The sequence below is a fragment of the Nostoc cf. commune SO-36 genome (genome assembly GCF_023734775.1).
Classification (GTDB): domain Bacteria; phylum Cyanobacteriota; class Cyanobacteriia; order Cyanobacteriales; family Nostocaceae; genus Nostoc; species Nostoc commune_A.
On record NZ_AP025732.1, the window covers coordinates 4,300,376 to 4,326,653 of the forward strand.

Genomic DNA, 26,278 nt, shown 5'->3' on the forward strand with positions numbered 1-26,278 from the left:
ACAATGAGACAAATTGTTATAAGCTTAGACCCTATTTGTTCACTATCTGGTAGCAGCAGGAGTTCGGTAATAACCTTCTTTAGTTTCAGTCAATGGCTCAACTGTTTCTTCGACTTTATTTGTTGTAGACTTCAGAAACTCTTTTGTAGCTCTAGGAGTTTCTTCATCCAAATTTAGCTTCTCGCGGATATTATCAGCAGCGCTTTTTAACGGATTTTGGTTACTTGTTGTTTGGGTATCGTTTCTGATTTCACCTTGCCCGTCTGGTATTCCTTTGTAATAAGTGCCCTCTGGGGTTATAACATCAGCTTGTGCTACACTAACGTAACTAAAAGCTTGACCCAGTAAAAACATAAATCCTACTAGGAAAACTACAACGACTTGAGAAATGCGAATATTTCGTAACCGAGAAGTTAATCGATTCATAAAAAACCTCAATTCCATTATGTAAGATGTACAAATCCAAACACTGAATGACTATTCGGCATTTAGGGTTTAAGAACAACTTTGATACAGTTATCCTTTTTTTGTTGAAAAATGTTGTAGGCGTGGGGTGCTTGCTCTAGAGGCAATTGATGGGTGATAACAAAAGATGGATCAAGTTTTCCATCCAAAATCATCTGCAATAACGAATGCATATATTTTTGTCCATGCATTTGTCCCATCCTAAAAGTTAGACCCTTATTAAAGGCTGCACCAAATGGTATTTTGTCTACAAAACCGCCATAAACACCCATAATTGAAAGAGTCCCGCCTTTACGACAGGCAACCATCATTTCCCGCAGAACGTGGGGACGGTCGGTTTCCAATTTGAGCTTTTGTTTTGTTTGGTCGTAGAAGTCTTCTAAACCAACGCCGTGTGCTTCTAAACCAACGGCATCGATGCAAGCATCAGGACCACGACCACCAGTCATCTCTTTCAACGCTTCGCCAGCATTAACTTCTTCGTAGTTAATCACTTCTGCTTTGGCAAACTTTTTCGCCATTTCCAGGCGTTCGGGAAAGCGATCGATCTCGATCACTTTTTCGGCTCTCATCATATAGGCGCTAATCATGGCAAATTGTTCAACAGCACCGCAACCCCAAACGGCTACAGTATCACCTGGTTGGATATCGCATAATTCTGCGCCCATATAACCGGTGGGAATAGCATCGGAGATGAATAACAACATCTCATCCGGCAAATCTGGCGGAACTTTGACGACACCCACATCAGCAAAGGGTACACGGATATATTCTGCTTGTGCGCCTGCATACCCACCTAACATGTGGGAGTAGCCATAAATGGCTGAGGTGATATTGCCAAACAATTTTTCTTCAATCCAACCGTTAGAATTGGAGTTATCACACAATGACCACATATCACCTTGGCAATAATGGCAATTACCACAGCCAATTGTGGAAGGAACAACAACGCGATCGCCTATTTTTAAATTGTTGACTCCTCTGCCAACTTCCACGACTTCTCCTATGAATTCGTGACCAATAATGTCATCCTGTTGCACTGTGGGAATATAGCCACCATATATATGTAGATCAGAGCCACAAATTGCCGTGGAAGTAATTTTAATAATCGCATCACGCGGGTTAAGAATTGTCGGGTCTGGTACCGACTGTACCTGCACATCATTTGCACCGTTCCAGCAGACTGCTTTCATAGTTATTAGTCATTGGGCAAGTGGGCATTGGGCAAAGAACAAATAACTACTTGCGTCCAGAAGTTTGACCTTCAGTGGTGGAAATTTCGCCTGTTTCCATGAGCATCTTGAAACGGCGCAATTCATCACCAATTTGCTGTTCTGGTTCTTCACCAAAAAGTTTAGCTACAGTAGCTGCCAATGCTCCACCTGGTGGGTTATACTCCAAAACAACCTTGACTTCCGTGCCGCGATCGCCTGGTGCTTTTTTAAAGCGGACAAAACCAGAATTATCAATGTCTGCACCTTCTACAGAAGCCCAAGAAATAAATTCATTTTCTCGGTCTTCGAGAATATCTGCATCCCATTCTACGGTATTATCCAAAGGTGCATTAGCAATCCAATGAGAACGTTTTTCGTTATGCACCTTGACAGATTTAAGATGCTTCATAAATGTAGGCAGATTCTCAAAGTTGTGCCAAAAGCGATACAATTCTTCTGCCGATTTATTGATAGTTACCGTCTTTTCAACTTTGATGGGTTGGTTTATACCTATTGCTTCCTGTGCTTTCTGGATTGTGCTTTGCTTGGTTGCACCTTGATAAACCAAACCGCCACCGGCTAAAGCCGTCAGCGCTCCCCGCAATGAACCTTGCCTTAAACCCATTAGCACCATCGCACCACCACCAATGAGAGATGCCCAACGCTCAACTTCACCAGCTTCTGGCTGGTTTGTACTTGATTTATCCCCTGATGTTGAAGTCACTTTTTATATCTCCATTACTGTAAATTCACCATAGAGGCGCAAATACTCTCTTCTTTCCTCTTTGTTATTTGCGCCTATGCGGTAGCCGTCTATGTTCAAAAAACCTTACATTGATACAGCAGCCCCTGTCGTCGGCTTAGGAGGCTGAATCTGAGCTACTACCCGTGCCCGATACAACTGTGCCAATTGCTGTTCGTATTTCAATAAATCGTGGTAAATTTCTTTGAAAATAGCAGTTGCTACTGGGTCAGTGAACATTGCAGACAAATTGCCAATATCGCCGATACCAGTTTGCACATCACCTAGAGCAGAACGTAACTGATATATATCATCACTTCCTGTCATGGCACTTTTCACCTTGGCATACTGATTAGCAATATTTGCCCCTAAAGAAGGTTTTTCGCCTAATCGCTCAAGATAAGTTTCCAGTTTTTCAATGTGGCGCTGTTTATTAGCAATTATTTCTTGAAAGACTGAATTAACTTCGTTATCTGATTCCTTTTGCAAGTAGTTTTCAAATGCTTCTAGGGAATAACGTTCACCAGCAAGGGCATTATTTAAACCTTTGGTGATCTCACCTTTAGTTGAGCCACCCCAAGCATCACCCAACTTCCACCATTCAGCACTTGTGTCTTTTTCATTTGGTAATGCAGCATCTTTGCCACCATAACCCAAACGGCTCAAAATAGCTGTGGTGAAAATTGGCAAGTCTCCAGGTTCACGAGATGTAATCAAATTTCCGTCAACTACCACCGGCTCATCTATATATTTTGCACCAGCGTTAATCATGTCCTTGGCAATAGCGATAAAACCAGTGGCTTGTTTACCTCTGAGCAAGTCGCCTTCAATTAAAACTTGTGGGCCGTGGCATACCGAAGCAACTAATTTTCCTTGTTGTATAGCTTCTTGGACAAAGCGTACTGTGTTAGGGTTTCGCCGCATTTTATCGGGAGCCATCCCGCCGGGAATTATCACCGCGTCGAATTCGGCTGCGATCGCCTCTGTTGTAGTACCATCAGCTTGTATGCTGAGTTTGCCGCGTTTACCCTTATATTTTTCATTCATTCGGGAACCAAGGACTACTACCTCTATTCCAGCTTGTTTTAGTCCATTATAAGGAACTGTAAATTCTGCATCCTCTACCGACTGTTCAATGAGGATGGCAACTTTCTTCTTACCGGAATGATTGTTATAGTCAGCCATAAATTTGTATTGCCTGTTTATTTCTAGTATTTAACTAGCTACAATATTTATCGATTAGGACAGTAAATAGCTAGGATTTTTATTTTTGCTAAATAGAAAGAAAATAGTTATGAGTGAGAAGTTTACTACTGAATAATTCACGTTTGATAACTCCTAACTCATAACTAAAAACTTCAACTACAAGTTGCTTGACCATGAATTCATATTGACAATAGTATGTGCCAATAGGTAGTTTAGCTTCGTTCCTAGGGGATAGATTATTTTATTTCTAAAGCTATACATCTCTAGTAAGATAACTTCGTAGCCGGAAAACGCTATTGTGAGAATGCAGAAAAAGGCTAGTATCATGGCAGAAAAAAATCATAATGACGAAATTCAAACCAATGATTTGCCACAGGAAATTACCGAATCCTACGGTACTGGTGTAAAAGAGTTGCCGGGATACAATATTGGTGGGCGTTCAATGAGAGCAGAGAGACAGGAGTATACAGAAACTAGTCCTGAACTCACTGGTGGAGATGTTGATGCTTATTGGCAAGATGCAGATGCAGTTGGGGATGAAGCTGTTGGTGGTAGTACTTCCACTCCCGGTAAAAATGTGACTGAGGAGCTAGAAGCAGCAGTAGGGCTAGAAATGGCTGATTCTGAGTTTCTCCATACCAATGATATTTTAGAGGATCGTGATGGCGATCGCTGGGAGTTAGATCCAAAGTCTTCTGAAGATTATCAAGAGCGGGGAGAATAAGCTTAACAAAACCAGAAGCCGTATTCCTACTGTGAATTCAAAAATTTGATGTGGCTAAATTGGGCAGTGCTTTTATAAGCACTGTCACAATAAAAGGAATCATCTATCTATCGAAACATATCTCGAAAATCTCTCAATTTGGCAGGATTGAAATTACCAGGTTTTTACATTGCCTTTCCCAAGCATTATTTTAGCTTTTGATATAGCAATCCGCTTTGATTTCTGTTCGCGCAACGTGGTTGGTGTAGGCATAATTAGTTGTGTAGCAGCCAAGAAGCCTATTTGAGTTGTACTGAATGTTTTCAGAAATAAAATATGAGTTTTATATTGCATTTATATCTAAATTTAATGCTTCTTTCTAAAGTTAGACTATACTTTACCCGATTTATGTTCTGCTTATAATTATTCTTCTTTCTGATTTTAATACATCTGTCTTCAGTAGGGTAAAACGTTAAATGTACATTTGGTAACGTTACTAATAGAACTGATAAATTACAATCGGAGTTAATAATGACATTTACACAAACTGGCGATCCAACTATTCGTGAGCATGTCCAAGCTTGGCAACAGTTGGATGTGGATCAACAACTGGCTTTGTTTTGGTTCATTTACAAAGAATGGGTAAGTCGATTACACCGGCTGCTCCTGGTGCTAGCACTGTTTCACCAGAAATTGCGGAAGGTTTGTTTAATCAAGTTAAGGAATTATCTCACGAAGAACAATTACAAGTCCAGCGTGACTTGATTAATAAAGTGGATACCTTAATTTCTCGTGAATATGGTTCTTTGGGTGATACCACTAAGCTACTATTTTGGTATCGATTATCTCAAGGTATGGATGATGGTACTATCATTCCTGTACCTTCTGACTATCAACTTCCCTCAGAATGTCAAGAGTTGTTTGGCAGAATTCAAGGATTAGAGTTTGAGCAACAAATTACTCTTTTCCGTGATTATGTTTCGCCAATGGGGGCAGAACCAAAAGCAGGTGCTGAAATTTAGCAATTTAGAACTGAGCTTTTCAACTTTTTAGACTGCTTAAAGCTGCCTATTTAGTCTCAAAATGACGATGGTAGCTATACCAACTTCATTCAGAATAAAAGCATTAATAAACACAGAGTAAGAACTAAAGCTCTTACTCTGTCATCATCCATATCTTAATGCTATTCACTTTAGATCCTAATTTCTATATGCAAATTAAAAAGTGCCTGGGAGTGTTGCCGTGTTTCCACCCCAGGCACTTTTTATTCTTAACTTGCTCCTCACACACAAATATAAAGTATCACTACTTTCATCAGATCGCAAGTATACTGAGTGACACTTTTAAAATCGCACAAGGAATCTAATTTCTATATGCAAATTAAAAAGCGCTTGGGAGTGTTGCCGTGTTTCCACCCCAGGCGCTTTTTATTCTTAACTTGCTCCTCACACACGACTAAAACATATCACTAATTCAATCAAAAGGCAAGTGAGGTATGTGACACTTTCTAAACTGCACACCCTGCGGTCAATAATTTAGTGTAAAAAGTGACGTACACCAGTTAAGACCATCAGCAAACCTAGTTCGTTAGCAGCTCTGATTGAATCTTTATCGCGTACACTTCCCCCTGGTTGGACGATGGCTGTAATTCCTGCTGCTGCGGCTATTTTCACAGAATCATCAAAGGGGAAGAATCCATCGCTGGCTAGAATTGCACCTTTGGCTTTTTCTCCAGCTTGTTCTAGGACTATTTTAACTGAGCCGACGCGGTTCATTTGACCAGCGCCTACTCCTAGTGTAGTGCGATCGCTAGTTACAACAATGGCATTAGATTTAACGTGTTTGCAAACTTTCCACGCAAACAGCAATTCGGCTAATTCGCTGTCGGTGGGTTGACGTTCAGTCACAACTTGCCATTGACTAGTGTCTGCAATTATATCATCGCTAGCTTGGACAAGAAAACCACCTGCGATCGCTTTCACTGTATCTTTAGGGCCACTGCTCAAATCTGCTAGAGTTAAAACCCGGACGTTAGATTTCTTTGCCAGAATTTCTTGAGCATCCGCTTCACAACTCGGTGCAACCACACATTCTAAAAATGTTTTGGTTAACTCGCTTGCTGTATCATTATCAATCGGACGATTGAGAGCAACAATGCCACCAAAGGCAGAAACAGAATCAGCATTGAAAGCTTTTTGATATGCTTCCACAATCGTGTTGCCTAGTGCCGTACCACACGGATTTGTATGTTTGATAATTGTAGCTGCTGGAGTATCAGTAAATTCAGCAATAATTCGGCGTGCTGCTTCTAAATCAACTAAGTTATTGTAACTAAGTTCTTTGCCTTGGAGTTTCGTTGCGGCTGTCCATCCTGTTGGAGTAGTACCAGTTTGATACCAAGTGGCGGGTTGATGTGGATTTTCGCCGTAACGCAGAGATTGTAATTGTGTGCCGCTAAGGGTGTATTGCTGTGCTTCTGCGAGGTAAGATGCGATCGCTTGATCATAACTAGCAGTGTGCGAAAATCCTTTTAATGCCGCCTTTTGCCGAAACTCTAGGGATGCTACGCCGTTATTTTGGCGCAATTCCTCCAAATACTCGTCATACTGTGCTGGATCGCATAATACAGCGAGATGGGCGAAGTTTTTCGATGATGCCCGTAGCATTGCTGGGCCACCGATATCAATTTGCTCAACAGCTTCTAATAATGTTACCCCTGATTTAGCGATCGTTTCCTCAAAAGGATATAGATTCACCACCACTAAATCAATCGGGCGAATTTGGTTATTTTCTAAATCTGTAATATCTTGCGAAACATCTCGCCGCGCCAAAATTCCGCCATGAATTCGGGGATGCAGGGTTTTGACTCGACCACCTAAAATTTCTGGTGAGCCTGTATAATCTGCAACTTTCGTAACAGGGAGTCCCGCATCTTTGAGTGCTTGGGCTGTTCCCCCACTGCTGATTAAATCAAAGTCAAATTCTTCAACCAAGCTACGGGCTAGGTCAATTAAACCAGTTTTGTTAGATACACTCAGCAGGGCTAGACGCGCCATTGATCAATTCCTTAAAATTAGGCTAGAAGCGAAGGATCTCAAGTTTTGCATAAGCCTTGGTTCACTTCAAGACTTTTAAGAATCATTCTGAGATACGGTAGTAACGTGACAACAACAGGAGGCGGACAGGTTCTCCGTAACTCACTGACACAATCAAAAAGGATATTGTTAAATCAGTGAACAGTAATCAGTTATTTGAAACTGATTACTGAGTTTTGGGCAAACTATGCTTGCAACAGAAAATCTGATGCCGTGAGAGTTGGCGCACCAGTTAAAGTTGCAAATAGGCCACCACTGCCAAAACCAGCCGCGCTGCCATTTTGATTGTAAAATAACTCTCCACTCACAGCATCGTAGACAATTTTCGCTGTGCTAGTCCCCGCTAAATTTGTGACTTGAAAATCACTCTGATAACTGAAACCTGTTCCCGTAGCAGAAGTAATTGCACTAAAGGTAGTTTTATCTAGTAAAATCTTATCACCTTGAGAACTGTTGAAGTCAGTAATAGCATCAATTCCAACAACAGTGGTAGAAAACTCCGCATTGGTGTTGTAAAGGAATTTGTCAGCACCTACACCACCAATAAGAATATCATTGCCATTGCCACCCACAAGATTATCATTACCTTCAGAACCGATGAGAACATCATCGCCCGACTCACCCCGCAATAGGTCATCACCACTATTACCATTAATGATGTCATTACCCCCTTGACCATTAATTACATCATTGGAGTTGTCAAAACCCGCGACATTATTGTTAAGCTCATTCAGAAAGGTGACGGTGTTCTTGTTAAACAGATTAGTTTGAGTAGAGTTGGCATTGAAGACATCAAAAGTGTCAGTTACATTAGTCTGCTCATCAAAGAGGATATTACCGATAGCTGGACGTGAACCCTTTCCTGGCAGATTATCCAAGTTTTCTAATTGGAAGTTTTGCAAGGTAACTTTGGTAGAAGCTGTATCGAAAAAGGTGAGTTCTAAGTTATTACCATTTTGAGTAAGTTGAAGATTTCGGGCAGTTAAACTACTACCGATAAATTGCAACGTATCCAATTGACTAATCACCGTTGTTGATGGATTTGAACCAATACCAGTACCAGCAAAATCGGTGATGGTGTCATTGCCATCGCCAAGTCCCAAGACAAAGGTATCATTGCCATTGCCACCGGAGATGGTATCGTAGCCCCCATTGCCGGCAATGGTGTCATTGCCATTGCCACCAGAGATGTTATCGTTGCCGTCACCCGCAGAGATGTTATCGTCGCCATTATTCCCAGTGATGTTAGCACCAACAGCGATCGCAACTCTAGCAGTACTAGTCAGACTACCATCGCTGATGGTGTAATTAAAATTGGCATCACCACTAAACCCATTAATTGGGGTAAAGACGATGAAATCATCTGTCGAGTTGTCCTGAGTGCCGTTATCATTCAGTACAGCAGTACCGTTGGTTGCACTGCTAACCCCAGTAATGCTGAGGTTATTGCGATCGATGTCAGTATCATTAGCTAACAGATCGCTAGCTGGGATACTTAGTGCAGTATTGAAACCAGTAGTCAAACTATCATTAGCTGCCACGGGTGCATCGTTGACGGGCTTGACATTAAGGTTGAAAGTATTGGTAGTGCTACCGCCATTGCCGTCAGCGACAGTGAAAGTGAAGCTATCAGTGCCGCTAAAGTTGGCATTGGGGGTGTAGATGAAGAAGTCGTCGCTTGGGTTGTCTGGAGTGTTATTGTCGTTAAGTGTCAGTATGCCGTTGCTGGGGTTAGCGAAATCACTAATAGTTAAGGTATCACCATTCATATCTGTATACCTACGTATGATATTGCTAGCAAATATGTTAACGGAGGTATCTTCATTAGTGGCTGCCGCAGTCTGAAAGCCAAACACCACATAGCTCTCACCTGCATAAGGCTGACCGTTGGGGTCGGCATCTCTTGCCCCAATAATCAGGTCATCGAAGCCGTCGCCGTTAACATCCCCCGCATTGCTGACAGAACTGCCTGAGACGTCACCCACATCAATGCCGTTAATCACAAAGCCGTTGCTGCCGTTGAGGGTTGAGAGGTTAAATTGGGCATCAAAGTCACTATTGCTGCCAAACACCACGTAGCTTGACCCTGCACGAAACTGACCGTTGGGGGAGGCACCATATGCCCCAATAATCAGGTCATCAAAGCCGTCGCCGTTAACATCCCCCGCACTGCTGACAGAAGTGCCTGATCTGTCATCGCTATTAATGCCGTTAATCACAAAGCCGTTACTGCCGTTGAGGGTTGAGAGGTTGAATTGGGCATCAAAGCCACTATTGCTGCCAAACACCACGTAGCTTGACCCTGCATAACTCTGACCGTTGGGGTCGGCACGATCTCCCCCAATAATCAGGTCATCGAAGCCGTCGCCGTTAACATCCCCCGCACTGCTGACAGAACTGTCTGAGAAGTCACCGTTAATCACAAAGCCGTTGCTGCCATCCAGAGATGAGAGGTTGAATTGGGCATCAAAGCCACTATTGCTGCCAAACACCACGTAGCTTGACCCTGAGCTTGCCGCGAGGATAATCAGGTCATCAAAGCCGTCGCCGTTAACATCCCCCGCACTGCTGACAGAACGGCCTGAGTAGTCACTCACATCAATGCCGTTAATCACAAAGCCGTTGCTGCCATTCAGAGAGGAAAGATTGAATTGGGCATCAAAGTCACTATTGGTGCCAAACACCACGTAGCTTGAACCTGCATTATTTTGACCATTGGGGTCGGCACGATCTGCCCCAATAATCAGGTCATCGAAGCCGTCGCCGTTAACATCCCCCGCACTGCTGACAGAACCGCCTGAGAAGTCACGCTCATTAATACCGTTAATCACAAAGCCGTTGCTGCCATTCAGGGAGGAAAGATTGAATTGGGCATCAAAGCCACTATTGCTGCCAAACACCACGTAGCTTGACCCTGCATAACGCTGACCGTTGGGGGAAACACCTGTTGCCCCGACAATCAGGTCATCGAAGCCGTCGCCGTTAACATCCCCCGCACTGCTGACAGAACTGCCTAAGTTGTCACGCTCATCAATGCCGTTAATCACAAAGCCGTTGCTGCCATTCAGGGACGAGAGGTTAAATTGGGCACCAAAGCCACTATTGCTACCAAACACCACGTAGCTTGACCCTGCATAACGCTGACCGTTGGGGGAGGCACCTGATGTCTCAATAATCAGGTCATCGAAGCCGTCGCCATTAACATCCCCCACATTGCTGACAGAACGACCTGACGAGTCACGCTCATTAATGCCGTTAATCACAAAGCCGTTGCTGCCATCCAAAGATGAGAGGTTAAATGAAGTAAACTGAGGTGCTTCATTGACTCCATTAATGGTCAAGTTGACGCTAGCTGTGTTACTCAAGCTGCCATTGTTAGTGGTGTATGTAAAGCTGTCAGTGCCGCTTTCACCGACAGTCAAAACTTCAAATGAAGCATTCGGGTCATAGGTCAAGCTGCCATTAGCATTAAGGGTAACTAAGGCCCCAGAACTCAGGGTAATGGCAGTGCCAACAACAACTGTATTACCATTGACAGCCGACACCGTTAGGAAGTTGCTGTCGTTAGCTAATATCTCTATGTTAACGGCAGTGTCTTCGTCGGTGCTAACCGTGTCGTTAACCGCGACAGGAGGTTTATTAGTAGGTGTAGGTGATGCAAAACCAAAGACCACGTAGCTTGACCCTGCTCTAGACTGACCGTTGGGGTCGGCACCAGTTGCCCCAATAATCAGGTCATCGAAGCCGTCGCTGTTGATATCTCCCGCACTGCTGACAGAACCGCCTGAGTAGTCACCGGGAGCAATGCCGTTAATGACAAAACCCTCGCTGCCATCCAGAGATGAGAGGTTGAATGGGGTGCCAAAACCACTGCTACGACCAAACAACACGTAGCTTGACCCTGCACGAAACTGACCGTTGGGGGAGGCAGCGCTTGCCGTGATAATCAGGTCATCGAAGCCGTCGCCGTTGATATCTCCCGCACTGCTGACAGAACTGCCTAAGCTGTCATCTGCATCACTGCCGCTAATCACAAAGCCATTGCTGCCATTCAGGGACGAGAGGTTAAATTGGGCACCAAAGCCACTATTGCTGCCAAACACCACGTAGCTTGACGCTGCACCAAACTGATCTTCGGAGTCGGTAATTTTTGCCGCTAGAATCAGGTCATCGAAGCCGTCGCCATTGATATCTCCCGCAGTGTTGACTAAAAAACCTGAGTAACCCACACTGCCGTTAATTACAAAGCCGTTGCTGCCATTCAGAGATGAGAGGTTGAATTGAGCATCAAAGCCACTATTGCTACCAAACACCACGTAGCTCTCCTCTGAATTACGCTGATACTGATTGTAGAATTCAAAATATCTTGTCCCGATAATCAGGTCATCGATGCCGTCGCCGTTGATATCGCCTGCACTGCTGACAGAAGTGCCTGAGTAGTCATCTACATTAATGCCGTTAATCACAAAGCCGTTGCTGCCATTCAGAGATGAGAGATTGAATTGGGCACCAAAGCCACTATTGCTGCCAAACACCACGTATGCTCTCACCCTGCATTATTTTGACCGTTGGGGTCGGCATCTCTTGCCGCGATAATCAGGTCATCTATGCCGTCGCCGTTAATATCCCCGCACTGCTGACTGGAAAACCTGAGTAGTCATCTACATTAATGCCGTTAATCACAAAGCCGTTGCTGCCATCCAGAGATGAGAGGTTGAATTGGGCCCCAAAACCACTATTGTTGCCAAACACCACGTAGCTCTCACCTACATTATTTTGACCGTTGGGGTCGGCACCATTTGCCCCAATAATCAGGTCATCGAAGCCGTCGCCGTTGATATCCCCCACACTGCTGACAGAAACGCCTGAGAAGTCACGCTCATCAATGCCGTTAATCACAAAGCCGTTGCTGCCATCCAGAGATGAGAGGTTAAATTGGACACCAAAGCCACTATTGCGACCAAACACCACGTAGCTCTCACCTGCATAAAGCCGACCGTTGGGGTCGGCATTGGGTGCCCCGATAATCAGGTCATCGATGCCGTCGCCGTTAATATCCCTCGCACTGCTGACTGAGAAACCTGAATAGTCACTCGCATCAATACCGTTAATCACGAAGCCGTTGCTGCCGTTAAGCTCAGATAGATTTAAAACTGCATTAGCCATTGTTGTTGATTCTCTTTCGTTGTGTTGTTTGTCATCTGTAGAGAGGTGAAATTATCATGTCTTTCATCCCATCGTCACCATCCGCCGAATTTCATCACTCTTAAAGCCGATCGCCATTGGACGACGCACCCCCGGTAGTGCCACCACATCGTATAATTCCAGTACTGCCCCCTCTATTCGCAAAGAATGCACAATATCCCCGCTTTTCAGGTCAATCACCAGTAACCCACAGCGAGGTTCAGCATTTTTCTGAAACAATTTCTCGTCTAAAGGCAACCCACTAAAAGTCTTGTTGTGCCTGGGCTGAGAAACTCCGACGATCGCAAAATCACCATGAAATGCACAACCGCGCATATATCCCGGACAAAAAGCCACAGGTTCAAAACTGCCCCGTTCTAAATCTAGGTAGCCAAAATCTCCAGTCCCAGAGTTGAGTAACCACAGTTTCTCTTTATACCACCGAGGAGAATGGGGCATGGAAAGTCCTGTGATCAGTATCTCGTTACTTTCGACATCAATGACGCAACCACCATCAGCTCGCCTATCCCGCCATCCTTCTGCCACATCCGACTGACTCACAGCAGTGACGTATCTGGGTTGACCATCTCGCAGTGCTAACCCGTTAAGGTGACACCTGTCTTCTGCTGCCAATTTACTAATAAACGGCGGTTGCCACAGGGGTATGAAACTGTGCGTTTGACTGACTCTAGCTAAACAGCTAAATAGGGTATTGACAAATACTAAATTCTGTGTATCGCTATCTGCTTGAGAATTACTCAGGGCGATATCGTGGATATCTAAGTCTCCAGTCACATAACTCACCTGCGGCAAATACACAGCATCATAGTTGCTATGGATTTGTCCCGGTTGTAGAATGTTTTCAAAACGCCACAGTTGATATAGCGAACTCATATACAAGCTGCTACCTTGGGCATACAATCCCATGCAACGCTCAAAGGTGCGCTCGAATACTGATAGTTTGCCGCTAGATTGCAAGCCGATGAAAAATAATTTACCTGCTTGATAGGTGGTAAACGCCAAACTCAGATTTTGCTCGAACAGCCACGGAGTGAACTGGCGGGAAGCATTCAACTCCAAGGAAGCAGCTACAGGATTTTGATTCATTTTTTTTCCTCAGTATGAAAGTTTATAATTGTTAGCTCCTCCTTCCTTGTTCCCTATTATCACTGAAGCAAGGTCATGTAAAGTTATTTACTGAATACTCATAAGTCAATTTTTGTATCTTTGGGCAAGCAGATAGAATCTATTAAAAAAGTAGAATTTTAGGAGTAAACCTCTGTCTTTACAAGCTATCACCGTTAAAAAAGAAGCCACTCAACCCCCCGCAGGCTTAATTGTCACTTTGCATGGTTGGGGAGCTAATGCTGAAGATGTAGCGTCTTTGTTACCCTTGCTCAACTTACCTGATTACCAATTTGTATTACCCAACGCACCTTACCCTTATCCCTATTCCCCAGTAGGGAGGGCATGGTATGACCTACGGGTGGAGAATATGTATCAAGGATTGGCAGAAAGTCGGCAACTGCTAATAGATTTTTTGCAATCTTTAGAAAGTACCACTGGTGTACCTTTGTCACGCACCATTTTAAGCGGATTTTCTCAAGGCGGGGCAATGACTTTAGATGTCGGCTCAAAATTGCCCTTAGCAGGTTTAGTTGTTATGAGTGGGTATTTACATCCTGATGCAGTAACGGCAGATCAAAAAGGGATTCCGCCGACTTTAATCAGCCACGGGAGGTATGATGAAGTTGTGCCTCTACAAGCTGCTTTGAAGGCAAGAGAAACTCTAAAGTCTCTAAAAGTGGCGGTAGAATACCACGAATTTGATATGGGGCATGAAATAAATCCACAAACGTTAGAGGTGCTACGAAATTTCGTTGTAAATACAATTGGTTAGTCAGGATTACGAATTTTTTATAAATTCTGGTACAAATTCTGACAATTTTCACGAAATCAATGCCTTCTAATGAGTAATATATATTGGGTGGCTGCGTTCAGTGCAACTTAACCCATGCTGAAGGCGAGTGCTGCATAAGGGAGGGGCGAGCATTATGACAACTCTAAGCATTTCCAGGAAAGAAATTGCTGCATGACTGTGGCAGAAGTAGAAGAACTAGCAACACGTCTGGAGCTAGATAATTATAGTAATGCTTTTGAGGGGTTTAAATGATTGGCATTTATTGCGAGCGATCGCATTTCAGCGCCCAGAGTTAGTTGAACCCTATATCTACCTCTTAGACTTGGAACCTTACGATGAAGCGTAATAATTTTGGATTTTAAATTTTAGATTTTAGATTGGGGTCAACTGGCTAAAATCGAAGATTATCACGGTTAATGTATTACCTGGTTGCTCCGAGACTTCTAATGCCATTACCACTTAATCCAAAATCCAAAATCCGTCTTGAAAAGTTTGCTACGGAGGGAAACCCTCCTTACAACTTTTCGCAAAATCCAAATTGAACAGGGTTCTAATTGCTGTAGGTGGCGGTATCGCCGCCTACAAAGTATGTCCATTAGTTTCGACGCTGTTTAAAACTGGGGTGGAGGTTCGAGTTATCCTCACCCGTTCCGCGCAAGAATTTATCACGCCTCTGACAATAGCTACCCTATCTCGTCATCGAGCCTACACAGATGATGATTTTTGGCAACCAACTCACTCTCGCCCGTTGCATATTGAGTTGGGTGAATGGGCAGATGTCATGGTAATTGCTCCTTTAACAGCTAATACATTAGCCAAGTTAGCCCACGGAATGGCTGATAATTTACTTACAAATACCGTGCTGGCTTCTACTTGTCCCGTGCTGTTAGCACCCGCAATGAATACGGATATGTGGGAACAGCTATCAGTGCAGCGAAATTGGCAACAGCTATTGATCGATAGCCGATATCATGGGATGAATACAGCATCAGGATTATTAGCGTGCGATCGCATCGGTGCTGGGAGATTAGCAGAACCTCCAGAAATTTTGGCTCACATCCAATCGCTGTTACACACTCAAGGTAAACGGGATTTAGCAGGTAAACGAGTGTTAATTAGTGCTGGGGGAACGCGAGAGTTTCTTGACCCAGTAAGGTTTATTGGCAATCCTTCCACAGGTAAAATGGGATTAGCTTTAGCCCAAGCCGCACTTCACCGAGGGGCAAACGTCACCCTAGTACATGGCCCAGCTAATTGGGATGTACCATTAGGAGTGCAAGCAATTCCCGTCATTAGTGCCGAGCAAATGCACCAGGCAATGCTGGAATATTTACCCAACGCTGATGTAATTGTGATGTCAGCAGCCGTGGCAGATGTGAAGCCAAAGAATTATAGTACAGAAAAATTGCCCAAGCGATCGCTCCCCCAAGCCTTACCCCTAGAACTAGTAACGGATATAGTCGCCCAATTAGCAAAAATTAAACAGCCACATCAGATATTAATTGGTTTTGCGGCACAAAGCGGGGATATTATCAAACCTGCGTTAGAAAAGTTACAGAATAAAAAACTCGATGCGATTGTTGCCAATCCCATCGATCAACCTGATAGTGGTTTTGGTAGCGATAATAATCAAGCGATATTTTTAGATTATCAAGGACGGCAAGTAGCGATCGCACCTTGTTCTAAATTAGAAATGGCACATCAATTATTTGATTTTGTCTTATTTTGACTAAGTTCCTCAATCTCTAGTAGCGTGCCAAGATACAAAAATTTCTCTTTGCGTCTTGCTGATGTATTGACATTGCGAATTACACTGCATTACGAGAGTTATTTGGTAGGCATTCTCTGATAGGACAACGCCAACTATTAGATTACTTGCTTGAAAATGACTTAACTCCTTTACAGGGAATGATTATTGATAGATTTTTCGACCTATTACCGGATATCTGGCTAATTGATGGTTTAGCAAACCGTTGTGCATACTGCGGCACACTGATGCGACTTCATCCTAACAATAAACTTTTTCCACAAGGGCGCTGTCCCATTCGCCAGTGTATTGGTCATGAATTGCCAAAAGTATCCGAGAAACTAGATCCCAACAAAGATATTTTACGCATTGCCAAGCCGCAAATTCTCACCTACTGGACAGGCCCAGCAATTGATGAATTAGCCATTTTTGATAGCGCAAAACAAAGTAGCTTAAACGCTGAACTTTATCCAGAGTCAGATTTATGCGATATAGCAATTAATGAACGAACAATTGGGATTGATGCTAAGTCCTATACAAGTCCAGTGACTTTAGGTTTGCGTCTCAATCGTAGTATTGGCGGGCTGATTTATTATCGTCGTCGGATTTTGGCTGTGAGCGATCGCTTAATTGAGGATAACCCAAGCTACATTTCTACCCTCAAATCAACACTTGAGAAAAAAGGTGATGCGGCCAGTTTAGAAATTATGTCAGTCTCCTCCGTCATTGAGTTTTTAAAGAAGATGCCCTATGCGAACCAAACCTGATTCTTGGAAAGGTGCAGAGCGAATTTGTTGGCTTTGCGTCTTCATGGAAGAATTTATCGGCACTAATTCACTGGAGTATGCACCAGTAGTTATGTCAGGCATGGCCAGCATTTTTAAATGCACCTGCCTTTGCACAAGCCCGTCAAGCTATTTTCAATATGCGGCAGATGTCACTGGCTTATGTAACGCACCAATCAGTTAAGCACGCAATTGCTCTCTATAACAATTATCATTACTCCAACAATACTCAAGGGACGTATGAAATTGATATTGAAACACTTCACTTTCAAAGGACTGATGCTTTAGAAGATTCGCAAATTACAAAGGCGCGGCAAATTCTCAGTAACCCTTTGCCCTACGATACCTATGGTTTTACAGTTGCCGATCCTCGTCAGCCAATGGCTGTGGCGTTAGGTGAAGACTCAACCTCGGTGAAACTAGACATTCCGCGTATCTCTGCCCCGATCGCTGCACATCGCACACATTCCCTCAACCGCCAACCAAGAGGAAAGATTCGCATTCCCCTAAAAGAACTGCGTGATTTGGCTATTGAAATGGACGAGCGTGAACAGCAATATCCTGAACGACGGTCTGGGAACTGGGCAGATCGCTTTGAACGCTTTGACCTGATGGTGTCAGAGGCTGGAAAAGGACTGCGGAAAGAAGATGATGTGCTGGAATTAGAGGATATTAAGCACTTAATTGGTTTGCCAGGGTCGGGTAAAACTACCTTACTGGTGTTGATAGCTGTCTGGTTGGGGCTACATGCTTATAAAGCAATGTTTGTATTCCCCTCAATTGAAGTTGCTAGACAGTACATGGCTGATTTGGCATTTCATCAAGTTAAGGTGGGAATGCTTGTCGGTCAAGGTGATGAAACTCGTCGTCGCCATGCAGATAATATTGCAGAAGCGATCGCTGCTATAGGAAACAATGGTGGTTTTGCTTACAGCTTAGAACAGGCAGAAGTTTTTGGACTGAACTGCGTTCTACCAGCCTTTTCAACTGCGGATATGTCTTTGTGGGGCTTTGGTTATGCACCTTGCAATGAGGTATTGCAAGGAGGGGGGAAACAGGGAAAGATGAAAAAATGCCTGTGTCCCCTCTGGACAATGTGCGGTCGTAACAAAGCACAGCGAGATTTATTGGATGCTAATATTTGGGTTGGTCATGTGCGATCGCTCGATACTCAAATATCACCCCATGCGACTTACGAACAATTACGATATTTTGAATTAATTGCCCGAACTTTTGACCTAGTGGTTTTCGACGAAGGCGACATGGTGCAGAAAGTCTTAGATGATTATGGGGCTGCAACTTTAAGTATTTCCGGCTCAGAGCGATCGATTCATAGAGTCATTCTCGAACAAATTCTTAATCGCTTTGCTCGTGGTGAAAACTATCGACTATTTGATCGGGATATAGAACTTTATAGTCGTGACTTAGCGGAATTTGGCAATCATAATACCTCTTTGATTACCACCATCCATAATATGTCAGCGTCGCGGGTAAAAGAACGCTACGAAAATCAATTACTGACTGTATTAACGGATTGTTAGCGAACTCTTGAATAGTGTTAAAAAATCTACTAAGCAAGATGAAATTGATGAACAAGAAGCCAAAACAGAAGTTACCAGAAGTCGAGCTTTAGCGGAATTTTGGGAAAAAGCAGCATATAACGCCTTTTATGACCGCACAGGTGTTAATAACCCTCAAGATTTTTAAAGCTGATTTTTGGCCTCATTACATAGGCATAAATAAAGAAACTTAGAACAGCAATGGAATACTCTCATTCAGCATTTTCGGCGCTACTTAGCTGAAAATTTGATTAAACACCGTGATGCGATCGTTCAAGAAATTATCGAATTATTTTTCAAACTCTGTTTTCCCAAGCATCAATTAACTATCGAAGCTGAGGATTTAATTAAATTACTGATAACTGTTACATTCGTAATTTTGGGTTATCAGCGAATTGTACCAGGAACAAGAACAATGGTTGCAGAAGGCTTTATTCGTGATCCTATTGTAGAATCTACTGCATCACCAGAACTCAGAAAATTTATTCCAGAAAGCATTTTAGGTTCATTTTCTGGTGTGCAATATAGTTTTTTTAAAGCCCTAACAACGCGCACTGCTGCCAGAAACGTGGAATTATCTTACATTACATTTGTAGGTGCGCCTCGGATGTTAATGCACCGCTTTCATCGGTTGTTAGAAGCAGATAATGGACAAGCAAGCCCAGCTATTTTAATTACATCAGCCACATCATTTTTACAAGCAAGTCCAGCCTATCATATTAACGCTGGGCCACATTATTTACTTAAAGCACGTCAGCCAAAAAATCATACATCAGCAAAAAGCACTTATTGTTTCAAATGGTTTTCAGATAGTCAACGAGGTGATCAGCCTTTACTATACAGTGGCGCAGGCGATCCCGACCTGCAAAAACGTAATCTTCAGCTGATGGTAGATGCTCTTGTTAAAGGAGGAACTACTAAATCTGAAATTTATAAAGCTATGAATAAATTTGATGTTAAGTCTGGTATTCGACGTAAAGCCGCTTTAGTTGTTAACAGTTATGATCAAGCTCGCCATATTAAGAAATACATAAATAACTATTATCCTGATATTGGTAGGTATACAAAAGCAGTTGTTAACTCTTTGAGAGAAGGAGAACAACCAAAGGATTTTGTCACTTCTGCTCAGTGTGAAGCATTGGGAGATGATGAAAACTGTGACATTTTAATTTTTCCCATGCTGGCAATTGGTAGAGGTGTCAACATAGTTTTCACCAAAGGGGAAAGGAAACTAGATGCAGCAATTGGCTCGATTTACTTCCTCACTCGTCCTCATCCTACCAAAAATGATATGCAGCTTTTGTACAGTTTGGCAGGACGAGCAACACAAGAATTTGATAGTCGAGTTTTTAGTGAAACAGAAGATTTGAATGCCATAGCAACAGCTTGGCGACAATCTAGAAAAGACCTCTGGTTAACTGCCAATAGATTGTTACGTGAACCCTTAATGGCAAGCCGTTTATGGCCTGAACTATTCAAATCATTTATGGCTAATCAAATGGTAGCTATTCTGCAAACAATTGGTCGAGGGATGCGGAATGGATGCCCGGTATCAGTTTACTTTGTTGATGCAGCTTGGGCTAAAAAATCAACAGAAGGTAAACCCGACTCTGGACGAGATAGTATGCTGGTTCAGATGCGAATTATTTTAGAAGAATGTGTGAACCATGAAGACCCCGTAATTCGAGAAATTTATCAAGAACTGTATGGCGCATTTCTAGAACCTTTACAGCACATTCAAGGAGTAATTTATCCTGATGAATTACATTCCTTAGAAGAATCGGCGGATGAAGAAGAAGGTTTTGACGAGTTTTCACCACTATTGGAGATGTAAAAATGATGAATAACTTTGATAATGAAATTGAATTGGAAGAAGATTTATTGGCAGAAGACGAAGACGAAGAAACTGAAGGTGATTTAGTCTCAGATACATTGTATATCCAGCAAGGTGCAATCAAACCAATTGCAAAATTTCCTTTGGCTTTTAGCGTACCAGATAAACTACTACCAATTATAGTAGAGGGTTGTAACCTTACTTGGACAAAAGCAGCTTTGCAATGTTTTAGCGAGATTCGACAAGGAGATAATGTCACAAATCTTCCTTATGGCTCATTGCGAAATTTTCTACAAATAGTGCTAAAAGATGCTACGCGAATTGAACCAGAGATAGGTCTTAGCAAGAGTGCATTTTATCATGCTAGCAAGGGAGATGAGCCAGAACCTTTTGTTTACCTTACTGGTGGCAATGAGGAAGAAATAAATAGAATACTTCGCCCAATTATTAATGATTGGTTAATAAACTATCTCAAACCATTTGCTGAGAAGGAGGATATATCAATAAACATTATTGAGCGCTTAGAGGATGTGCAAGAAAGAGGAGATTTAATAAAAGTTTCTCCATTCAAATCTCAAGTATTACCTTGGGCTTGGAATAAAGAAACGGAAACAACTCAACCTAAAGATAAATATGCATATCGAATGCTTGCAGATTATCTGGCTCGTCAAATTGCTGGAAAAATAATTTTTCCAGGTTTAAAGCCAATGAAACGCATTATTTTCAGCAATGGCACATTTACTTCTGGTATTGCAAAACTGATTACAGAGCCGATTTCCTTAGAGGGAACAAAAGGAAAATTCAGTTTTGTCGTAAGTTTAGAAGTTGTTACTTATCCATCTTTACATCAACCTTTATTAAAAGTTGAGGTTTCTAAACGTCGCTGGTTCACTCAGCTAAAAGCTCCTAAATATGACCGCAGAAATATTAGCGGTTTCATATTTTCTCAAGAGCATACCGATCGAGCCTTTAACTATCAATTAAAATGCGAACGAGATAAAAAAGGCAAAAATGCTAAAACTAACAAGGAAGAGCAGGTAAAATGGGTTTGGAGAACAGATAAAGATTTTGAAATCCTGCGGAGAGAATTAAATCTTGGGTCATCTTGTGATGGTCAAGAAATCGCTTTAGGTTCAGCCTCTACTAATAGCTGTGAGGTACTTCTAACTTACCGTAATGGACTTCAAGATAATTCAGAAGACGATGAGGAAATTCCAGAAAAATATGGTATCGAAACAGGTGTACCAGAGCGCGATAAATTAGACGCTTTTGAAGCGATCGCTCAAATTCTTCAACCATTAGGAATGCAAGTATTCAATAAATATTCTTTGGTTAAATCAATCCATGACTGGAAGAACGCACAGAAAGCGACACGCATGATTAATCTTCCTACACTCCTTGGTGGTGTTTTGGAAGCTCTTGAAACAAATACAAACTTGGAATTTACTCCGAAATATCTCGATCAACTCAATGATAAACAAATTGATGACTTACTAAGTAAATATTTTGACATTCGCTTAGAAGGTATTCATTGGGGAAGAAAAGCTCTCCAATTCAGCCAGCGCACAAAAAATCAAACGGGTGATCTTCAAGCCATTACTCAGGCAAATCAAGCAGCGATGCAGAGATTATATCCCAATGAACAACCGTCACTTTTTATCTTTTATGAAGCTCATTTAAAAACAGAAGCAAAACTGTTGCAGAAGGTTACTCAACTTTTGTGGGGAGACACACTTGAAATAGAAATTAATCGCTTGCCAGAAGATACCCACGGGCCACGAGAAGGTTTACCTGAGAAAGATGAGAAAGCTGAAAAGCGATCGCGCGAGCGAATTAAAGCATGGGAATCTACTGCACAACAGATTAAAAAGCTCAATCAGCCAACTTTCTGCTTAATAATGGCGCGGCAGTTTTATCCAAATCCTAATGGTCAAAACACTGTTAAACCTGACGATAAAGTTAACAAACCTTCAACTCGTCAAGCACTAGCAAAGGTTGGTGCTGCTGTGCAGTTTCTACTACCCATTGAAAAGACAAGGAAAACAAACGGTCTTAAACTTGCAGACTTTTTCCATCGGATGCAGTCAGCACTGAAAGATTTAATATTTGCTCATTCTGGCCGCATTGATGATGTCAAAGGAAAAGTGGATAAGTACCTGCAAAATATTCCACCAGAAGCTAGACCAAAAGAAATTATTGTAATTACAATCGTCCGAAAACAAAAAGGTCGCGTTCGTGGCAAAATAGAGAGTACATTTTTGCCAATAGCAATCCGCATCAATGTGGATACAGGTAAATGTGAATTTTGTTGTGCTTATGATAGAGGAAATTTAGTAATCAGTTCGTGGACAGGTTTTTCTGATGCACGAGCTTTTGTTGCTGAACTTACTCCTATCAAACTAGCTGATAAAGAGGAAGTACGCAAGACTCGATTCATGGACTTTGTGAAACAGGTTATTTCCGATTCTGTAGAAGGAGGGAAGCAACCATTGGTGATGATTGATTCTTCCAACTGCGTTCAACTATGGCCTTGGTTAGCTGATACTAAAATAAATGCTAATAAAATCAATCTTGGTCAGAAGCATGAAAACATGGAGGTTGACTGGCAAAGCGCACGTATAATTCGCATACGCCAAGAAATTGCCCCTAGCATTATTGAGAAAAAAGTTAGACATATAATAGAAACTTCTGTAGAGGATACCAGAACTAAAGAGGAGCTAAAGGAACTGCCACCTACGCTAGAAATTCCCTCAGCATCTAGTGCGACAGGGTTATTCCGACTCAGCGCGACCAACCAAACTAGATGCGTAGCTTTATCTATCTGTGGCGCGTGAATTACCACAAAGAAAAGCTCGTGGGCAAAGTTGCTATCGTCCACCCGACACTTTAGTTAAAAAAATAGATGATTCTAAAAAGCCAATTTGTAACAAAGCTGGGTTAGAGGTACATCAACTTACTAAAAAAGCTGCTTTTACTGGTCGCTGGCCTACTCCAACCCCCTAGAAATTGTTGTTACCTTGAGACAGCCAGAAGATAATCCTGATGACTTAGGCATCCCTTGTGGAGTCACTGCGGCTACGGCTTTGGTCACTACAGCGATTGGACAGCTTTACCTGCTCCTTTATTTTTTGAGCGTGTTGTACGGACTATATTAGTGATTTTGCCATAGAAGATGAGGAAATAGAAGCAGAGGAAGATTAAATATCCTGCCAGTGTAGAAAGAGGCTACTAATAAATTTACAACTTGAAGCGGGTATTATTACAATCAACTCGCAGAAAGATGACTGTTAGAATGCATCCTGACGCATTCGCATTGCAAAAAAACGCATTAACAATGCATCCCGATACATTGGCATTGTAAGGGATTGCCAAATTTAATTCGCTACGAATTAATGAAATGTTGTACTTAACAAGACAAGGTTATAACTCAATACGGTTCAGTTAAGGCTATGCAGTGCTTAAAATAACAAACACAGGAGGATTAGTTATTATTCCAGTGGCTCTGTGTTTAACTTTGTTAGAGCGAACTTTTGATACAGCTTTTAACAACCCTGGGTTTATTTCTATGAACCCTTTCAGGTAAAACTTGGTCGAGGATTTCTACAGTTAACCACTAAAAAAAGGGGAAATCTTGTGGTTGCAAACGCTGAAATTTAGGGAGGGCACGACGAACAACTCGTAATGTTCCAGTGAAACTTAGACGCAAGGGTGCAACTTCTCCACAAAAATTAAATGTGTCCCTGCCTCTACCAAAATAACTAATCTAACTTTGGGAAATGCCGCTCGTGTACCAGGACGACTACCGGGAGGACCAAAAACCCTTGCATTGTCATCACTATCTGGGATATCTAAGCAAGTTCCATCGAACACTACAATTCTTAGTTCGTTTAGAAAACTTCCAATATTTACCAACTTTTACCCATGCCTCTGAAAGACCTTGAAGAAGAATTCAGAAGCCAGAATGGGCTAAACGCCCCGCTACCGCTAACAGGAGTCAGAATCAATGAGTGGGGGATTCAGACCCGCCACTCATTGTAGACCACCAAATTTTCTTGTTTTGTGGGGGTCTTAAACCCATTTATTCAGACGCGACTCGAAAATACTCGCTTTCCGCGTCGCTATCGAGTACTCGCTCTAAGCGAAGCCATGCCGCAGGCTTTACGCTGCGCTATCCGCCAGTCGCGCAGAATTCCATTCTGTTAGCGGTAGCGGGGCGTTTAGCCCATTCTGGCTCCTGACTCCTGAATTCTGTTTGATCAATGAGATTTTTTTGTACATCTCGCATTGAATCTCTCGACCACAAGCTCATTGCTATTATTAGACAAATTACCAGATGTGCTGGTAACGAACGATGGCGTTCCTCTTCTACTTTAGTTTTAGCATTCGCGTAGCGTGCGCCTTCGCGCACTCGCTTGTTCGATTGAAGTTGCTGGGATAGCGACCTCTATCGCTTTGAATATCTCCGTACTTTGTATTTTGGGAGACACTAATGAGAATTCTTGGAGATGCACCGTGCTTGATTTCCATTTTTGGAAACAATGCCTATTTTACAGCTATTTTAGCCTTAACTGAACCGTATTGGTGTTTAATATAGGCAAAAGCCTTTAAAACCGATTTAATTATTTTTCTAGAAAAGTGCCCCAATATATTGATAATGAAAAAATACGAGAGTGATTTTATAATTATTTATTGTTGAGTAATACAGTAAATATACTACCTTTTGGATGATTATCTTCGATGGTAATAGTACCAGAATGTGCCTCGATCGCCATTTTGCAGAAAGCCAATCCTAAACCAATTTGCGAAACTTCTGGCATCACAGTTCCAGTTTCATACTTCTCAAAAATGATTTGTCTTAAATGCAGACTTACTCCCGAACCGGAATCAGCAACTTGCACTTTAGCACCTCCTGCTGCCAAATACTCTCCCCGTAAAATGATTTGAGACTTGGATGGAGAAAACTTAATGGCATTGGAGAGCAAATTATCTAGCACTCGACGAAAAACAACTGCATCTAGTGTAACAATGCCACCAGGTTCGGGTAATTCACTAATCAAGGTGAGATTTTTTGAGTAGCGATCGCCTCAATATCTGCTAATGCTGACATACATAGGGTATAAAGGTCTACTTCTGTGTAGTTGAGAACCATTTTACCCGATTCCAGCTTTGCCATCATCAGCAAGCTATCAATCAACGATTGTAGTTGTTGTCCAGCAATTAAAATTTGCTCGACTTTTCCTTGCTGCTGTTCTGGCGACAAATCTGGAAACCGAAGAATCTGTGCGCCTAAGACAATACTGGTAAGTGGATTTCGCAGATCATGCACAATCATATTTACCATGTCTTCTCGCAGTTTGAGCAATACTTGCATACTGTCGTAATGCTGCTTAATCCGCAATATGGAACGAACTCTAGCTCGTAATTCCATACCATTGACGGGCTTACTAATAAAGTCATCTGCACCCGTCGCCAGACATCGAGCCAAATCTTCTTTATCGGTTAATGCTGTCACCATGATGATTGGTACTGCTTGCATTGTGGATGGCTTGATCTGTTGGCAAACTTCCATCCCATTGAGATCGGGCATCATTACATCTAATAAAATCAGATCAGGCTGAAAACTATGGAGGCGACTTAAAGCTTGTTGGCCACTAGAAGCGTAGTATAGCTGGTAGTTTTCACCGTCCAACAAGGTTTCAACAACATCAAAGTTGTCTGGTTGATCATCGATTACTAAAATAGAGGGTTGACTATCCATCGAGAATTTCCGCTATTTTCCTAAAAGTTGTTGAATTGTGGCTACAAGCTGTTTAAGTTTTATGG

The 26,278-nt window shown here is 42.4% G+C and carries 18 protein-coding genes and 5 pseudogenes; 13 read left to right on the plus strand and 10 right to left on the minus strand.

The features are described from left to right. Positions 1–42: 42 nt before the first annotated feature. From ANSO36C_RS19305 to ANSO36C_RS19320, 4 genes are all read right to left on the minus strand, one after another. On the minus strand, positions 43–426 hold the full coding sequence (locus tag ANSO36C_RS19305) for a hypothetical protein (protein WP_251955834.1): 384 nt from the start codon (positions 424–426) through the stop codon (positions 43–45). 62 nt (positions 427–488) lie between these two features. After that, positions 489–1,658, minus strand: coding sequence for a zinc-dependent alcohol dehydrogenase (locus ANSO36C_RS19310; RefSeq protein ID WP_251955835.1), 1,170 nt, complete (start codon positions 1,656–1,658; stop codon positions 489–491). Positions 1,659–1,704: 46 nt separating this feature from the next. Next, positions 1,705–2,403, minus strand: a complete 699-nt coding sequence (locus tag ANSO36C_RS19315; RefSeq protein WP_251955836.1) for an SRPBCC family protein — start codon at positions 2,401–2,403, stop codon at positions 1,705–1,707. A gap of 105 nt (positions 2,404–2,508) precedes the next feature. Further along, the gene (locus tag ANSO36C_RS19320; protein WP_251955837.1) at positions 2,509–3,606 is read right to left on the minus strand and encodes a DJ-1/PfpI/YhbO family deglycase/protease; all 1,098 of its coding nucleotides are present in this window, start codon (positions 3,604–3,606) and stop codon (positions 2,509–2,511) included. 346 nt (positions 3,607–3,952) lie between these two features. On the opposite strand from ANSO36C_RS19320, the gene ANSO36C_RS19325 reads away from it, so the two are divergent. Further along, positions 3,953–4,351, plus strand: coding sequence for a DUF6335 family protein (locus tag ANSO36C_RS19325; protein WP_251955838.1), 399 nt, complete (start codon positions 3,953–3,955; stop codon positions 4,349–4,351). 510 nt (positions 4,352–4,861) lie between these two features. Next, positions 4,862–5,352 (plus strand): annotated as a pseudogene (locus ANSO36C_RS19330) (orange carotenoid protein N-terminal domain-containing protein). Positions 5,353–5,865: 513 nt separating this feature from the next. Here the strand turns inward: ANSO36C_RS19330 and purH are convergent. The 3 genes and pseudogenes from purH to ANSO36C_RS19355 form a co-directional block, all read right to left on the minus strand. After that, complete coding sequence (gene purH, locus ANSO36C_RS19335) at positions 5,866–7,386, minus strand: bifunctional phosphoribosylaminoimidazolecarboxamide formyltransferase/IMP cyclohydrolase (RefSeq protein ID WP_251955839.1); 1,521 nt, start codon at positions 7,384–7,386, stop codon at positions 5,866–5,868. 224 nt (positions 7,387–7,610) lie between these two features. Next, positions 7,611–12,591: pseudogene (locus tag ANSO36C_RS19340) on the minus strand (beta strand repeat-containing protein). Between the two features lie 63 nt (positions 12,592–12,654). Next, a complete protein-coding gene (locus tag ANSO36C_RS19355; RefSeq protein WP_251955842.1) occupies positions 12,655–13,716 on the minus strand; it encodes a TIGR03032 family protein in 1,062 nt (353 codons plus the stop codon). A 187-nt stretch (positions 13,717–13,903) separates the two neighbouring features. On the opposite strand from ANSO36C_RS19355, the gene ANSO36C_RS19360 reads away from it, so the two are divergent. The 11 genes and pseudogenes from ANSO36C_RS19360 (at position 13,904) to ANSO36C_RS19405 (ending at position 23,624) form a co-directional block, all read left to right on the plus strand. Next, entirely contained in the window at positions 13,904–14,509 is a 606-nt protein-coding gene (locus tag ANSO36C_RS19360) for an alpha/beta hydrolase (protein WP_251960376.1), read from the plus strand. Between the two features lie 154 nt (positions 14,510–14,663). After that, positions 14,664–14,876: pseudogene (isiD, locus tag ANSO36C_RS19365) on the plus strand (protein IsiD). Between the two features lie 192 nt (positions 14,877–15,068). Beyond that, positions 15,069–16,259, plus strand: coding sequence for a bifunctional phosphopantothenoylcysteine decarboxylase/phosphopantothenate--cysteine ligase CoaBC (gene coaBC / locus ANSO36C_RS19370; protein ID WP_251955843.1), 1,191 nt, complete (start codon positions 15,069–15,071; stop codon positions 16,257–16,259). A 146-nt stretch (positions 16,260–16,405) separates the two neighbouring features. Then, positions 16,406–17,044 carry a restriction endonuclease-related protein gene (locus tag ANSO36C_RS19375; protein ID WP_251955844.1) on the plus strand — a complete coding sequence of 213 codons (639 nt, stop codon included), beginning with the start codon at positions 16,406–16,408 and terminating at the stop codon, positions 17,042–17,044. Positions 17,045–17,087: 43 nt separating this feature from the next. Continuing rightward, positions 17,088–17,246 (plus strand): hypothetical protein, encoded by a 159-nt coding sequence (locus tag ANSO36C_RS34950; protein ID WP_410174715.1) that lies wholly within the window; start codon positions 17,088–17,090, stop codon positions 17,244–17,246. Beyond that, entirely contained in the window at positions 17,212–18,603 is a 1,392-nt protein-coding gene (locus ANSO36C_RS19380; protein WP_251955845.1) for a pPIWI_RE_Z domain-containing protein, read from the plus strand. The genes ANSO36C_RS34950 and ANSO36C_RS19380 overlap by 35 nt, the downstream gene beginning before the upstream one ends. Before the next feature lie 7 nt (positions 18,604–18,610). Next, positions 18,611–18,769: a hypothetical protein gene (locus tag ANSO36C_RS19385; RefSeq protein ID WP_251955846.1), complete on the plus strand. Its 159-nt coding sequence runs from the start codon at positions 18,611–18,613 to the stop codon at positions 18,767–18,769. Between the two features lie 99 nt (positions 18,770–18,868). After that, complete coding sequence (locus ANSO36C_RS19390) at positions 18,869–20,455, plus strand: hypothetical protein (protein WP_251955847.1); 1,587 nt, start codon at positions 18,869–18,871, stop codon at positions 20,453–20,455. Positions 20,456–20,457: 2 nt separating this feature from the next. Beyond that, positions 20,458–23,289 carry a pPIWI_RE module domain-containing protein gene (locus tag ANSO36C_RS19395; RefSeq protein ID WP_251955848.1) on the plus strand — a complete coding sequence of 944 codons (2,832 nt, stop codon included), beginning with the start codon at positions 20,458–20,460 and terminating at the stop codon, positions 23,287–23,289. Beyond that, positions 23,279–23,458 (plus strand): hypothetical protein, encoded by a 180-nt coding sequence (locus ANSO36C_RS19400; protein ID WP_251955849.1) that lies wholly within the window; start codon positions 23,279–23,281, stop codon positions 23,456–23,458. The genes ANSO36C_RS19395 and ANSO36C_RS19400 overlap by 11 nt, the downstream gene beginning before the upstream one ends. Before the next feature lie 55 nt (positions 23,459–23,513). Beyond that, positions 23,514–23,624 (plus strand): RNAseH domain-containing protein, encoded by a 111-nt coding sequence (locus ANSO36C_RS19405; protein WP_251955850.1) that lies wholly within the window; start codon positions 23,514–23,516, stop codon positions 23,622–23,624. A 536-nt stretch (positions 23,625–24,160) separates the two neighbouring features. Here the strand turns inward: ANSO36C_RS19405 and ANSO36C_RS19410 are convergent. From ANSO36C_RS19410 to ANSO36C_RS19420, 3 genes and pseudogenes are all read right to left on the minus strand, one after another. Next, positions 24,161–24,401, minus strand: a pseudogene (locus ANSO36C_RS19410) (IS4 family transposase); the annotation flags it as partial. A gap of 222 nt (positions 24,402–24,623) precedes the next feature. Continuing rightward, a complete protein-coding gene (locus tag ANSO36C_RS19415; RefSeq protein WP_410174620.1) occupies positions 24,624–24,863 on the minus strand; it encodes a transposase domain-containing protein in 240 nt (79 codons plus the stop codon). A 274-nt stretch (positions 24,864–25,137) separates the two neighbouring features. Next, a pseudogene (locus ANSO36C_RS19420) lies at positions 25,138–26,213 on the minus strand (hybrid sensor histidine kinase/response regulator). Between the last annotated feature and the right edge of the window lie 65 nt (positions 26,214–26,278).

Excerpts from the sequence above, each read along its gene's own strand:
- ANSO36C_RS19305 (WP_251955834.1), bottom strand. The coding sequence starts at position 426 with ATGAATCGATTAACTTCTCGGTTACGAAATATTCGCATTTCTCAAGTC.
- ANSO36C_RS19310 (WP_251955835.1), bottom strand. The coding sequence starts at position 1,658 with ATGAAAGCAGTCTGCTGGAACGGTGCAAATGATGTGCAGGTACAGTCG.
- ANSO36C_RS19320 (WP_251955837.1), bottom strand. The coding sequence starts at position 3,606 with ATGGCTGACTATAACAATCATTCCGGTAAGAAGAAAGTTGCCATCCTC.
- ANSO36C_RS19325 (WP_251955838.1), top strand. The coding sequence starts at position 3,953 with ATGGCAGAAAAAAATCATAATGACGAAATTCAAACCAATGATTTGCCA.
- purH (WP_251955839.1), bottom strand. The coding sequence starts at position 7,386 with ATGGCGCGTCTAGCCCTGCTGAGTGTATCTAACAAAACTGGTTTAATT.
- ANSO36C_RS19355 (WP_251955842.1), bottom strand. The coding sequence starts at position 13,716 with ATGAATCAAAATCCTGTAGCTGCTTCCTTGGAGTTGAATGCTTCCCGC.
- ANSO36C_RS34950 (WP_410174715.1), top strand. The coding sequence starts at position 17,088 with ATGGAAGAATTTATCGGCACTAATTCACTGGAGTATGCACCAGTAGTT.
- ANSO36C_RS19380 (WP_251955845.1), top strand. The coding sequence starts at position 17,212 with ATGTCACTGGCTTATGTAACGCACCAATCAGTTAAGCACGCAATTGCT.
- ANSO36C_RS19395 (WP_251955848.1), top strand. The coding sequence starts at position 20,458 with ATGATGAATAACTTTGATAATGAAATTGAATTGGAAGAAGATTTATTG.